General features: G+C 68.4%; 13 protein-coding genes. 11 read left to right on the top strand and 2 right to left on the bottom strand.

Features of this window, described 5'->3' with window-relative positions:
• Nucleotides 1–66 precede the first annotated feature (66 nt).
• From HGB39_RS22990 to HGB39_RS22960, 7 genes are all read left to right on the top strand, one after another.
• Entirely contained in the window at nucleotides 67–744 is a 678-nt protein-coding gene (locus HGB39_RS22990; protein ID WP_005574458.1) for a cell division protein SepF, read from the top strand.
• A 133-nt stretch (nucleotides 745–877) separates the two neighbouring features.
• Nucleotides 878–1180, top strand: coding sequence for a YggT family protein (locus HGB39_RS22985; protein ID WP_005247609.1), 303 nt, complete (start codon nucleotides 878–880; stop codon nucleotides 1178–1180).
• A gap of 102 nt (nucleotides 1181–1282) precedes the next feature.
• On the top strand, nucleotides 1283–2128 hold the full coding sequence (gene wag31 / locus HGB39_RS22980; RefSeq protein ID WP_005260217.1) for a DivIVA-like cell division protein Wag31: 846 nt from the start codon (nucleotides 1283–1285) through the stop codon (nucleotides 2126–2128).
• Between the two features lie 49 nt (nucleotides 2129–2177).
• Nucleotides 2178–2429, top strand: a complete 252-nt coding sequence (locus tag HGB39_RS22975; RefSeq protein WP_005574455.1) for a hypothetical protein — start codon at nucleotides 2178–2180, stop codon at nucleotides 2427–2429.
• A gap of 261 nt (nucleotides 2430–2690) precedes the next feature.
• Complete coding sequence (gene ileS / locus HGB39_RS22970) at nucleotides 2691–5825, top strand: isoleucine--tRNA ligase (RefSeq protein ID WP_005574454.1); 3135 nt, start codon at nucleotides 2691–2693, stop codon at nucleotides 5823–5825.
• A gap of 31 nt (nucleotides 5826–5856) precedes the next feature.
• Complete coding sequence (locus tag HGB39_RS22965; RefSeq protein WP_443218437.1) at nucleotides 5857–7206, top strand: DNA polymerase IV; 1350 nt, start codon at nucleotides 5857–5859, stop codon at nucleotides 7204–7206.
• A 152-nt stretch (nucleotides 7207–7358) separates the two neighbouring features.
• Entirely contained in the window at nucleotides 7359–7859 is a 501-nt protein-coding gene (locus tag HGB39_RS22960) for a WKL family lipoprotein (protein ID WP_005247603.1), read from the top strand.
• A 101-nt stretch (nucleotides 7860–7960) separates the two neighbouring features.
• Here the strand turns inward: HGB39_RS22960 and HGB39_RS22955 are convergent, their stop codons facing one another.
• Nucleotides 7961–8713, bottom strand: a complete 753-nt coding sequence (locus tag HGB39_RS22955) for a sensor domain-containing protein (protein ID WP_043793866.1) — start codon at nucleotides 8711–8713, stop codon at nucleotides 7961–7963.
• Nucleotides 8713–9666 carry a hypothetical protein gene (locus tag HGB39_RS22950; protein WP_005260231.1) on the bottom strand — a complete coding sequence of 318 codons (954 nt, stop codon included), beginning with the start codon at nucleotides 9664–9666 and terminating at the stop codon, nucleotides 8713–8715. The genes HGB39_RS22955 and HGB39_RS22950 overlap by 1 nt, the downstream gene beginning before the upstream one ends.
• A gap of 51 nt (nucleotides 9667–9717) precedes the next feature.
• Here HGB39_RS22950 and lspA point away from each other — a divergent pair, with 51 nt between their 5' ends.
• From lspA to rarD, 4 genes are read left to right on the top strand one after another with little or no spacing between them, the layout of a single operon-like run.
• Nucleotides 9718–10314 carry a signal peptidase II gene (lspA, locus tag HGB39_RS22945; RefSeq protein ID WP_169694893.1) on the top strand — a complete coding sequence of 199 codons (597 nt, stop codon included), beginning with the start codon at nucleotides 9718–9720 and terminating at the stop codon, nucleotides 10312–10314.
• Nucleotides 10311–11237, top strand: a complete 927-nt coding sequence (locus tag HGB39_RS22940; protein ID WP_005260233.1) for an RluA family pseudouridine synthase — start codon at nucleotides 10311–10313, stop codon at nucleotides 11235–11237. Before lspA ends, HGB39_RS22940 begins: the two co-directional genes overlap by 4 nt.
• A gap of 1 nt (nucleotide 11238) precedes the next feature.
• The gene (locus HGB39_RS22935) at nucleotides 11239–11916 is read left to right on the top strand and encodes a hypothetical protein (protein WP_005574448.1); all 678 of its coding nucleotides are present in this window, start codon (nucleotides 11239–11241) and stop codon (nucleotides 11914–11916) included.
• Entirely contained in the window at nucleotides 11913–12830 is a 918-nt protein-coding gene (gene rarD / locus HGB39_RS22930; RefSeq protein WP_005574447.1) for an EamA family transporter RarD, read from the top strand. The genes HGB39_RS22935 and rarD overlap by 4 nt, the downstream gene beginning before the upstream one ends.
• The last annotated feature ends 28 nt before the right edge of the window (nucleotides 12831–12858 follow it).

The raw sequence follows: 12858 nt of genomic DNA, 5'->3' as shown, positions 1-12858 counted from the left end.
ACCCGTCCACACCGCTGCGACCGGTCGCAGTTGGATCCTGTCCGCCGCGCCAAGGAAGGTCGATCAATGAGCAGTCTGCACAAGTTCAAGGCTTACTTCGGCATGGTTCCCCTCGACGACTACGAGGACGAGTACCTGGACGAGCCGGAACCTGCGCGCAGGCCCGCTCGCCCGGCGCGTGACAGTGGACGTGATCCGTACCTCGACCGCGACGACCGTGACTTCGCGGAGCCGGCCTTCAGCAAGGCCGCCTATGCTCCCGGCCGCCGGGACGACCTCGACGACGACTTCGACCGGTACGACGGCCCGCGGCACTCGTCCCGGGTCGAACCGGTGGCCGTCCGGTCGGCCCGTCCCAGTGCGAGCGGTGCTGTGCGCGGCAGCACCCGCGGCGCGCTGGCGGTCGACACGCGGTCCGAGCGGGTGGAGAGTCGTCGCGGACCCCTCTTCGACGAAGGGGGCCCGCTGTCCAAGATCACCACGCTGCGTCCCCGCGACTACGGGGAGGCCCGGACCATCGGCGAGCGGTTCCGTGACGGCACCCCCGTCATCATGGACCTCGTCGAGATGAGCAACGCCGACGCCAAGCGCCTCGTCGATTTCGCCGCCGGACTGGCATTCGCGCTGCGCGGGTCCTTCGACAAGGTGGCCACGAAGGTGTTCTTGCTCTCACCCGCAGACATCGACGTCTCCGCCGAGGAGCGTCGCCGCATCGCGGAAACCGGCTTCTACAGCCAGAAGTAAACCGGGGAGCGGGGGAAACGACCATCGGGATCCGAACGTCCGAAACGACGCGGGCCGCGGCGGCTGTGGCGGAGAAAGCCCTGGCCACGCGGCTCGTTTTGATCGGCCGGACATTCTCAGGCAGAGTGAAGGTGTGGCCTTGTTCTCGGTGATCTACTTGATACTGTTTGTCTTTTGGCTGCTACTCATCGGCAGAATCATTGTCGAGTTCGTACGGACCTTCGCACGAGACTGGCGGCCAACCGGCGTCGTGGTCGTCATCCTCGAAGCGATTTTTACGGTCACCGATCCTCCGGTCAAACTGCTCCGGCGGTTGATCCCCCCGATCAATCTCGGGGGGGTGCGGTTGGATCTATCCATCATGGTCTTGCTGTTCATCGTCTTCATCCTGATGTCGATCGTTCAGGGACAAGCGCGTGCTACGGGTCTGGTGTGACAGAATGGACCCCATTGATCCAGTCTTGTTTCACCGTTACGTAGACTGCGCTGTAACTGAATGCTTGCTAGACCGCCAAATGACGCGTGAAGGGATCCTTCCATGCCGCTGACTCCCGCTGATGTGCACAATGTCGCGTTCAGCAAGCCACCGATCGGTAAGCGGGGCTACAACGAAGACGAAGTCGATGCGTTTCTCGACCTCGTCGAGCAAGAGTTGTCGCGCCTGATCGAGGAGAACGCCGACCTTCGGCAGCGAGTAGGGGAGCTCGACAAGGAGCTCGCCGATGCGAAGAAGGCTCCACGCTCCGCGTCCGCAGCACAGACTCCCGCCCCCAAGGCGGAGCCGGCTCGTGTCGTCGAGCAGCCCAAGGCTCCCGCGCCGGCACCGGCTCCCGCCGCTGCGGCTGCGGCCGCTCCTGCACAGGGCGCCGACGCACACATGCAGGCCGCCAAGGTTCTGGGTCTCGCCCAGGAGATGGCGGACCGCCTCACGAGTGACGCGAAGACGGAGTCCGAGCAGCTGCTCGGCAACGCGCGCACCAACTCGGAGCAGCTGGTCAGCGATGCACGGACCCGTTCCGAGACGATGATCGCGGACGCCCGCCAGAAGTCGGAAGCGCTGATTACCGACGCTCAGACCCGGTCCGAGACCCAGCTGCGCCAGGCCAAGGAGAAGGCCGACGCGCTGCAGGCGGACGCGGAGAAGAAGCACACCGAGATCATGGCGACGATCAACCAGCAGCGTTCCGTGCTGGAGGGTCGTATCGAGCAGCTCAAGACATTCGAGCGCGAATACCGTGTGCGCCTGAAGTCGTACCTGGAGTCGCAGCTCGAGGAACTGGAGCAGCGGGGATCCGCGGTTCCGGTGGACGGCGGTCAGGATTCGTTCGCGCAGGGTGGATCGCAGTCCAATTACAGCCAGTCCTACGCCAAGGGCAATAGCTGACTGAGCGCGCGGTAGTTGCCCAGCCAGCGGCCCGGATAGAGGTTGAGCCGTGCTGGTCGTGACACTCGCTCTTGCAGCGGTGGGGTTCGCTCTCCTGGTGGTGGCTCTGATGACCGGTTCGGTCGTGTGGGCCTGGGGATGCATCGTAGTGTGCGTCGCCGGAGCGGTCCTGCTGCTCGTCAGCGCCCTCGCGGGCAAGAAGGCGGCGACCGTGCCGGGGCAACCCGCGAGCGGTGTTCCCGGTGAACGCGGTCCCGCTCGGGACGCGGACACGACGCCCGGTTCCGACGAGGGCGACTGAGCTGCCGCACGCCGGTGGCGGCTAGACTGCATTCAGCGAATAATTCAGTAACCGAGTTTCGCGGCGACGATCCGGCCATCACCGGGGAGCCTTCGGAAGAACGGCCGGTACGCCGGCTCAGTAGAACCGAACGGGTGGGCCCGTCACAGCCTGGCACCGAGAGGCGCCCTCCGGGGTGCAAGCGGGGTGGTACCGCGGTGGTGACGCAGGAGGCGTCTCCGTCGTCCCCGTGCCGAGTACGTCAGGCACGAGGAGATCGCGGTGACCGACACCAGCAACGTGACCAGCAGCAACGAGTCCTACCCCAAGGTCGACTACGGCGTCTCCCAGGATGCGGGTGTCCGGTTCCCCCAGATCGAGCAGCGTGTGCTGGCCGGCTGGGACGAGGACGACACCTTCCGGGCATCGGTCGCCCAGCGCGACGACGCCCCCGAATTCGTGTTCTACGACGGTCCGCCGTTCGCGAACGGTCTCCCGCACTACGGCCACCTCCTGACGGGGTACGTCAAGGACCTGATCCCGCGGTTCCAGACCATGCGCGGCAACAAGGTCGAGCGCCGATTCGGCTGGGACTGCCACGGACTGCCCGCCGAACTCGAGGCGGAGAAGCAACTCGGGATCAAGGACAAGTCCGAGATCGACGTCATGGGTCTCGAGAAGTTCAACGAGTACTGCAAATCCTCCGTGCTGCGGTACACGGACGAGTGGCGCGACTACGTCACCCGGCAGGCCCGGTGGGTCGACTTCGACAACGATTACAAGACCCTGGACCTCGACTTCATGGAGTCGGTCATGTGGGCGTTCAAGGAACTGTTCGACAAGGGCCTGATCTACCAGGGCTTCCGTGTGCTGCCGTACAGCTGGTACGAGCAGACGCCGCTGTCGAACCAGGAGACCCGGCTCGACGACGCGTACAAGATGCGCCAGGATCCCGCCGTCACGGTCGACATGCCGCTGCACGGTGAGGGCCCGCTCGACGGCGCCAACGCGATCATCTGGACCACCACGCCGTGGACGCTGCCGTCCAACCTCGCTGTCGCGGTGCACCCGGACATCGACTACGTCCAGGTGACGGGCGCCGACGGCAAGCGCTACGTGCTCGCCAAGGATCGGCTGGGTCACTATGCCCGCGAACTCGGCGAGGCACCCGAGGTGCTGTCGGAGCACAAGGGTTCGGACCTCGTCGGGCTCCGCTACGACCCGCCGTTCGACTTCTTCGTCGGACACGAGAACGCGCACCGCGTCATCTCCGCCGACTATGTCACCACCGAGTCCGGTACCGGAATCGTCCACCTCGCACCGGCTTTCGGTGAAGAGGACATGGAGTACTGCACGGCGAACGGAATCGAGATCGTGCAGCCGCTCGACCCGGGCGGCAAGTTCACGGCGATGGTGCCGCCCTACGAGGGTCTCCAGGTGTTCGACGCGAACCCCGTGATCATCAAGGACCTCAAGGCTGCTGGAAAGTTGCTGCGGCACGAGACGATCGAGCACTCGTACCCGCACAGCTGGCGCAGCGGGCAGCCGCTGATCTACATGGCGGTCCCGTCGTGGTTCGTCGCGGTCACCAAGTTCCGCGACCGCATGGTCGAGCTGAACCAGGACATCACGTGGGTCCCCGAGCACATCCGCGACGGACAGTTCGGCAAGTGGCTCGAGGGCGCGCGCGACTGGAACATCAGCCGCAACCGATACTGGGGCAGCCCGATTCCGGTGTGGGTGTCCGACGACCCGGCGTACCCGCGCACGGACGTGTACGGCTCGCTCGACGAACTCGAGCGCGACTTCGGGGTGCGCCCGACGGATCTGCACCGGCCGATGATCGACGACCTGGTGCGTCCGAACCCCGACGACCCCAGCGGGAAGTCGATGATGCGGCGCGTGCCCGAGGTCCTCGACTGTTGGTTCGAGTCCGGGTCGATGCCGTACGCGCAGGTGCACTACCCGTTCGAGAACCGCGAATGGTTCGACAGCCACTTCCCGGGCGATTTCATCGTGGAGTACAACGGCCAGACCCGCGGCTGGTTCTACACGCTGCACGTGCTGGCGACGGCGCTGTTCGATCGTCCCGCCTTCAAGACCGTTGCGGCCCACGGCATCGTCCTGGGCGAAGACGGACTGAAGATGAGCAAGTCCAAGGGCAACTACCCGGACGTGAAGGAGGTGTTCGAGCGCGACGGCTCGGACGCCATGCGCTGGTTCCTCATGTCCTCGCCGATCCTGCGCGGGGGGAACCTCGTCGTCACCGAACAGGGCATCCGCGAGGGTGTCCGGCAGGCGCTGCTGCCGCTGTGGAACGCGTGGAGCTTCCTGCAGCTGTACGCGCCGACGTCCGGTGAATGGCGCACGGATTCGACGAATGTCCTGGACCGGTACATCCTCGCGAAGCTGGCCGGAACCCGGGACGCCATCACCGGCGCGCTCGAGACGAACGACATCGCCGGGGCGTGCGACGAACTGCGCACGTTCTGCGACGCGCTGACGAACTGGTATGTGCGGCGGTCGCGTTCGCGCTTCTGGGACGAGGACAAGGACGCCGTCGACACCCTCCACACGGTGCTCGAGGTGGTCACCCGGCTCGCCGCTCCGTTGCTGCCGCTGGTCAGTGAGGTGATCTGGCGGGGACTGACCGGCGGACGGTCCGTGCATCTCGCGGACTGGCCTGCCCAGGGTGAGCTGCCGGCTGATGCGGAGTTGGTGTCGGCGATGGACGAGGTGCGGTCGGTGTGCTCGACGGTGCTGGGCCTGCGCAAGGCGCAGAACCTCCGGGTGCGGCTGCCGCTGCCCGAGGTGACGGTCGCGTCCGACGACGCGGAGCGCCTGCGCCCGTATCTGGGTCTCATCGCCGACGAGGTCAACGTCAAGAAGGTCGACCTCACCACCGACGTGGACGTGCACGGCCGGTTCGAGCTCGTCGTCAACGCGCGCGCCGCGGGGCCGCGCCTGGGCAAGGACGTGCAGACCGTCATCAAGGCCGTCAAGGCCGGTGACTGGTCGGAGAACTCGGACGGCGTCGTCGTCGCGGCGGGGATCGAGTTGCTGCCGGAGGAGTACACGCAGCGGCTGGTCGCCGCCGAACCGGAGTCGACGGCAGCCCTGCCCGATGGGGCCGGTTTGGTCGTCCTGGACTCGGCGGTCACCGAAGAACTGGAAGCCGAGGGGTGGGCGAAGGACCGTATCCGCGAGTTGCAGGACGCGCGGCGCGCCGCCGGGCTCGAGGTGTCCGACCGGATCACCGTCGTCCTCGACGTGCCCGCGGAACGGCGGGACTGGGCGCTCGCGCACCGGGAGCTGATCGCGGGCGAGATCCTCGCCGTCGAGCTGGAACTGGCCGAGGCGCCGGGCGACGCCGTCGAACTCGGTGAGGGTGTGCGGGCGGCGATCGCCAAGGCATGACCTGTCGGACCGGGCGGGTATTTTGCACCAGGTGAGTCGTCGGTGGGTGTTGCACCTCGACATGGACGCGTTCTTCGCGTCGGTCGAGCAGCTCACCCGGCCGACGCTCCGCGGCCGCCCGGTTCTCGTCGGTGGTCTCGGCGGACGCGGTGTCGTCGCCGGGGCCAGCTACGAGGCGAGGGTCTTCGGCGCGCGTTCGGCCATGCCGATGCATCAGGCCCGCAGGCTGGTGGGTCCGGGCGCGGTGGTGCTGCCGCCGCGGGGCCGCCTCTACGGCATGTTGAGCAAGTCCGTGTTCGACGCTCTCCGCGGCCCGATGCCGGTGCTCGAGCAACTGTCGATGGACGAGGCGTTCGGCGAACCGACCGAGCTGGCCGGGGCGGATGCGGCCACGGTGCAACGCTATTGCGAGGGACTGCGCGCCCTCGTGCTCGAGGAGACGGGACTGGTCGCGTCCATCGGCGCCGGGTCGGGCAAGCAGGTGGCCAAGATCGCGTCCGGTCTGGCCAAACCCGACGGGATCACGGTGATCCCGCCGGACGAGCAGCATGCCGTGCTGGACGAGCTTCCGGTGCGGAAACTGTGGGGCATCGGCCCGGTCGCGGAGGAGAAGCTCAAGCGGCTCGGCATCGAGACCATCGGCGGTTTCGCGCGGACCCCGGAATCGGAGGTGGCGTCCATTCTGGGCACCACGGTCGGACCGGGCCTGCACCGGCTGGCGCAGGGCATCGACAATCGGCCGGTCGCCGAACGCGCCGAGTCCAAACAGGTCAGTGCGGAGACGACTTTCGCCACCGACATCGTCACGATGGCCGAGTTGCGGGGTGCCGTCGAGTCGAGCGCGGCGTCCGCGTTCGGGCGCCTGCAGAAGGACGGCCGGGCCGCGCGGACGGTGGTGCTGAAGCTGAAGAAGGCGGACATGAGCATCGTGACGCGCTCGGTCACGCTGCCCTACGCGACCCTCGACCGTCAGATCCTCGTCGCGGCGGCGCAGCGGCAGGTGATCGATCCGCTCGAACTCGGGCCGGTGCGTCTGGTCGGGGTGGGATTCGCCGGACTGTCGACGGTCCGCCAGGGTTCGCTGTTCCCCGAACTGGACCTGGACGTCCCGGGCTATCAGGAGTCGAAGATCACGGAGGCGGGCCCCGACGACGGCCTCTCCGCGCCCACTCCCGCACCCGCCCGGGCGATCGACACGCGGTGGCATCCCGGTCTGGACGTGACGCACCCGGACTTCGGTCACGGCTGGGTGCAGGGGGCCGGCCACGGTGTCGTGACCGTCCGATTCGAAACGCGCACAACGGGTCCGGGGAAGGCGCGGACCTTCAAGGAGGACGACGTGCAACTCGAACGGGCCGATGTGGAAGGCTCGCTCGAGTGACCGGACCCACCGCCCGGACGACGGAGTGGAGACCGGCTCCACGAGAAGGTAGCCTCGGGCGCTGATGCTTACCCTTGGGTAACGTTGGCCCGGGTAGCGATAGATGCTCAGATCGTCCGAGAACGAACACCGAGAATGAAGAGGTTATTGAGTTGAAGCTTCGTAAGATCACGGTTGCCGGAGTAGCAATCGCCGCAGCCCTCACGATGTCCGCGTGTGGCTCCGACGAGAGCGACACGGCGACCAAGACCACGACGACGACTTCCGCAGCTGCCGAGACCTCGGAAGCCATCGAGGTGCCCACCGCGGCCGATCTCAACGCGCTTCTGGTGCAGGGCCTCGATCCGGCCACGCCGCTCGAGGTCAAGTCCGCCATGGTCGAGGGTTCGGAGCAGGATCCGGAGCTCATCAACCAGGTCGCCGCCGCCGCGAAGGCCAACAACGCCGAGGTCACCGTTCTCGACCCGGTCATCGACAATGGTGACGGCACCGCCAGCGGCCAGCTGCAGCTGACCGTCAACGGCCAGGTCCAGCAGGGTGGCGTTCCGGCCATCTTCGTTCCCGGCGAGAACGGAACGTGGAAGCTGTCGAAGATCACCGCATGCCAGATCGTGTCGCTCGCGCAGCTGACCTCGCCTGCATGCCCTGCCTGATTCCAGGCCGAACCGTGCGGTCCTGACGGATCGCCGCGTTCCCGCACCGATGCCGGTGTCCCCTCGGGGACACCGGCATCGGTCGTTCGTGGCCGGTCGGTTCAGCCGGCAGGTGCGGGCGCGAGCTTCGATACGGCGGTGCTCGTCAGGTCGCCGAAGACGCCGGCGTCGATCGGGTCCTGGCCCGTCGCGACCAGTTGGGTGACGGTGCTCCCGACGACGACCACCACCACGTCCGAGACCAGACTGACGCCCTCGCTGGTGGTGACGAGCCGGAACGCCACCGACGCGTCACCGGCGGGCTGCTGCTCGCGGCCGCCGACCCGGTACTGCACCTGCACGCCGTCGGCGTCCGTGCCGGCGTACTCGGTGCATCCCGCCAGCCGGTCCTGCACCACCGCGAAGGCCTGGGATGCGTCGGCGCCGGTGCCGTAGCTCGCCGCGTCCTGGTCGATGGTGGCGAAGTCCGGGCCGGTGAACCAGCCGGACGCCGACGCCACCGCGCCCGCACGCTGATCCGCGACGGGCGACAGCACCGCGCCGCATTCCGCGGGATCCGTGCTCGACTTGTCGGAGTCCGCCGACTCCGACGCCGGAGGCAGCCCCAGATCGTCCTCGGGGTCGGGCACGGGGGTGAATCCGACAGGAAGGTCGCCGACGTCGAGGAGGGCCGCCTTCAGTGCGGCCGGATCGGCGAACGGTGTGCCCGCCGCGTCCGGTGCTGCGGTCACCACCGGTCCGAGCGGCACAAGTGAGGCGGTGCCGCCGGCGTCGCCGGACGCGTTCGACGAGCACGCCGACAGCGCGAGCACGGCGAACAGGGAGCACGAGGCGGCGACGGGTCCGCGGCGCATCAGGAACCCCACCGGACCGAGTTCGACGTGGTCTGGTGCAGGCGGGTGGCGCCGTCGGGGTCGCTGTACTCCTGGTCGCCGCCCACGGTCACCGTCCCGGCGACGGGCAGCGGCAGGCCGAGGTCGACGGTCATGGTGCCCGAACCGTGCATCACGTACTGGTCGACGTTCAGCGTGCCTGCCTCCCCGGGCAGCTCCCAGACGGGGGACTTCGGCTTCTGGTCGATCGTGTAGTCGACGGTGAGGCGGTTGCCGTCCCGGGCGGTCAGGGTGGCCACGGTGGTCTGGTCGAGGGCGATGCCGCTCATCACCTGCTGACGGATCGTCCACTGGGCGCCCACTCCGACGGGCTCCGCCGGAAACGGGACCGTGCGATACACGGCCTGGTAGAACGCCTGCTCGATCGCGGAGCGCGCGATGTCCTGGGCTTCGGCGTCCGGACGCAGTCGCAGCGCGGTGATCGCACCGGTGGGGTCGACCGTGAAGCCGGCGCCCGAACCGGCGCTGGCTTCGAGCGCGCTGCCGAGGCGGTCGTCGGGGCTGGTGACGTCACCGAGCGTGAGGTCGACGGTGGTGCCGCCATCCGTGTCGTCGGTGGCCTGCCCGACGGCGGCGGTGAGGGGGAGTGTGATCTCGGGTGAGGAGAAGTCCTGGGCGGGCTGGTCGTCGATCTGCTGGAACACCTGCGCGCCGGTGGTCAACTGCACCTGCTGCGTGACCCCCGCCGGCGGTCTGCGTTGGATCACCTCGCGCGGCTCCTCGCCGGGCTGGATCAGTTCGACGGTGGTGGCGGAGATCGGGACGGTCACTTCGGCGGGAGTGGACGTGGACCCTGCGGGGTTCGACTCCGAGGAGTCGCCGTCACCTCCGCACCCGGCGGTCAGAGCGACCAGGGAGAGGGTTGCGGCGAGTAGGCAGAATCCGGGTCGCAGAGCTTTCGAGAACAGTGGCACGCCCCCAGGTTAGTGCGCGCGGGAGCGCGTGAACGGAGGCTTGCCTCCGTAGTGGATGATGAACGGGTGAGTCAAGACCCCACGGCAGAGAACGAGACCGACGCAGAAGACCGAAACGACGGTGACACGTCCGGCACCGCAGCGCCCCGGCCGGTGAAGCATCAGCGCAGGCTGCTGCTGTTCGTGATCGCCGGTGCCGTCCTGGCCGCGGACCTGTTGACGAAGATCCTCGCCGTCGCCAACATCGAGCCCGGCCGGCCGGTCTGGCTGATCGGGGACATCGTCTCGCTGCGGCTCGTGCGCAACCCGGGTGCGGCGTTCTCCATGGCCACCGGCATGACGTGGCTGCTCACGCTCGTCGCCGTGGGTGTGGTGATCGGCGTCGTCCGTATCGGCCGCACGCTGCGGTCGCCGTGGTGGGCGCTCGGTCTGGGGCTGGTACTCGGAGGCGCCCTCGGCAACCTCGTCGACCGGTTCTTCCGGGCGCCGGGAGTGATGCAGGGTCACGTCGTCGATTTCGTGTCCGTCGGCTGGTGGCCGGTGTTCAACGTGGCGGATTCCGGCATCGTGTGCGGTGCGATCCTGCTCGTCGTGCTCACACTGATAGGGCTGGAACCGGACGGAACACGTAAGGGGGTAGAGAAGTGAGGGAGACACGGTCGATGCCGGTCCCGGACGGGCTCGAAGCGATGAGGGTCGACGCCGGCCTCGCTCGACTGCTCGGTCTGTCGCGCACCGCGGTGGCTCAGCTCACCGAAGAGGGTTCGGTGCTCGTCGACGGCGCACCCGTCGGCAAGTCCGATCGTCTGTCCGCAGGCACCTGGCTCGAGGTGGAACTGCCGGAACCGCCGCGGCCGCTGACCATCGAGGCGGAACCCGTCGAGGGCATGGAAATCTTGTACGCCGACGACGACGTGGTCGCCGTCGACAAACCGGTGGGTGTGGCCGCCCACGCCAGCGTGGGCTGGACCGGTCCGACGGTGATCGGCGGTCTCGCCGCCGCGGGCTTCCGGATCTCGACGTCCGGTGCGCACGAACGCCAGGGCATTGTGCACCGGCTGGACGTCGGCACGTCCGGGGTGATGGTGGTGGCCACGTCGGAACGCGCCTACACCCTCCTCAAGCGCGCATTCAAGCAGCGGACCATCGACAAGCGGTACCACGCGCTGGTGCAGGGTCACCCGGATCCGAGCAGCGGAACCATCGACGCGCCGATCGGCAGGCACCGCAGCAACGACTGGAAGTTCGCCGTCACCGCGGACGGCAAGCCCAGCATCACCCACTACGACACGGTCGAGGCGTTCCAGGCGGCGAGCCTGCTGGACATCCACCTCGAGACGGGCCGGACCCATCAGATCCGCGTCCATTTCGCCGCACTGCGGCACCCGTGCTGCGGCGACCTCACATACGGGGCCGATCCGCGGCTGGCGGAACGTCTCGGGCTGGAGCGGCAGTGGCTGCACGCCCGGTCGCTCGGTTTCGCGCATCCCGCGGACGGGCGGTGGGTCGAGATCACGTCCAAGTACCCGAAGGATCTCGAGGACGCTCTCGGGGTTCTGCGGGCGAGCTGAGGTGAGGCGCCCGTACCCGGGCGGTACCGCGGTGCCGGCAGTGCTCACCGCCGTCGCCCTGATCGCGGTGACGGTCGTGCTCGGAGTACTGCACCCTGTCCGCCGGGCGCCCGTGTCGACGGACACGCTGGGCCCGGACAACGGGGAAGTGGTGGCCGACTACCTGGCCCGGGCGGACCGGTCGCTCGACGCGCCGGACGCGCGCCGCGAGCACTGGGCGCTGGTCTCGTTCACGCGTCCGGTGACGACGGAGGTCGTCCGGGACGCCGCGTCCGGCACCCGGGTGTCGCAGGTTCTCTTCCGTGTGCCCCTGGACCGGGTGCAGACCCCCCTCGTTCCCGTGTCCGTCGCGGCAGGCGATGCGGCGCTCGCACGGGCGAGCGTCCTGGCCGCCGGACGCGCCCAGGCGATGACGGGCGAAACGGAGCGGCAGGCGCAGATCGCGGCGGTGTCGTCGGAGGAACTCGCCGGGAACTGCGCGTGCGTGATCGGTGTCGTCGTCCGCGGTGATCACGAAGCCCTCACCGCGCTGCGGTCCGCCCCGGACGTCCGGGCGGTCGAGGCACTCGGAGCCGACGCCGTCGCCGGGCGGTTCGCCGTGCGCCCGCTGCTGCCGGAGCAGGTCGAGATCGTCGCGCCCGGCCCCGACGACGGCATCGTCCCGGGGAGCGGTTCGTGAAGGCGAGGAAGGCGGAAACCGTGGGCGCCGCCTGCGGAGTCGGCGCCTACGTGCTGTGGGGCGCGTTCCCGGCGTTCTTCGGATTGCTCGGCCCGGCCGGGTCGGTGGAGATCCTCGCGCACCGGGTGGTGTGGACGCTCGCGCTCATGTTCGTCGTCCTCGCGGTCTCGGGCCGGCTCCGGTCGCTGCGCGGGCTGAGTGTGCGCACCTGGCTCCTGGTCTCGGCCGCGTCGACGGCCATCGCGGTGAACTGGGGCACCTATATCTACGGGGTCACCTCGGACCGGGTGGTCGAGACCGCGCTCGGCTACTTCATCAACCCGTTGGTGAGCGTGCTACTCGGGGTCGTGATCTTCCGGGAACGGCTCGTCCCCGCCCAGATCGTCGCGCTCGCGCTCGCCGCAACCGCGGTGATCGTGATCACCGTCGACTACGGGCATCCGCCGTACATCGCGCTGACCCTGGCCGCGTCGTTCGCCCTGTACGGGCTGTGCAAGAAGGTGATGCCGCTCGACCCGCGGACGAGCCTGACCGCCGAGGGAATCGTGGCCGCGCCCGTCGCGATCGGTTACCTCGTGTTCCTCGCCCTCACCGGGGCAGGCACGTTCCTCGGGTTCGGGATCGGTCACACCCTGCTGCTGCTGGCCGCGGGACCGGTGACCGCGCTGCCGCTGTTGCTGTTCGGCGCGGCCGCGCAACGGGTGCCGTTGCGCACACTCGGCATGCTGCAGTACCTGACGCCTGCGCTGCAGATGGCGTGGGGCGTCGCCGTTCTCCACGAGGACATGCCCGCGTCGCGGTGGATCGGTTTCGCGCTGATCTGGGTGGCACTCGCGATCTTCAGTACCGATGCGCTGGTACGGGTCCGGCGCGAGCGGCGAAATACCGAACCGTCCCAGGCGCCCGTCCAGTAACTCGCGTCACGACTTCTCCGACATCCGC

This window comes from Rhodococcus opacus (genome assembly GCF_012396235.1).
Classification (GTDB): domain Bacteria; phylum Actinomycetota; class Actinomycetes; order Mycobacteriales; family Mycobacteriaceae; genus Rhodococcus_F; species Rhodococcus_F opacus.
The sequence above is the reverse complement of the archived record's forward strand: the minus strand, read 5'-3'. Positions and strand labels throughout refer to the sequence as shown.

Coding starts and splice junctions, on each gene's coding strand:
- HGB39_RS22990 (WP_005574458.1), top strand. CDS start 67: ATGAGCAGTCTGCACAAGTTCAAGGCTTACTTCGGCATGGTTCCCCTC.
- HGB39_RS22955 (WP_043793866.1), bottom strand. CDS start 8,713: ATGCGCCGCGGACCCGTCGCCGCCTCGTGCTCCCTGTTCGCCGTGCTC.
- wag31 (WP_005260217.1), top strand. CDS start 1,283: ATGCCGCTGACTCCCGCTGATGTGCACAATGTCGCGTTCAGCAAGCCA.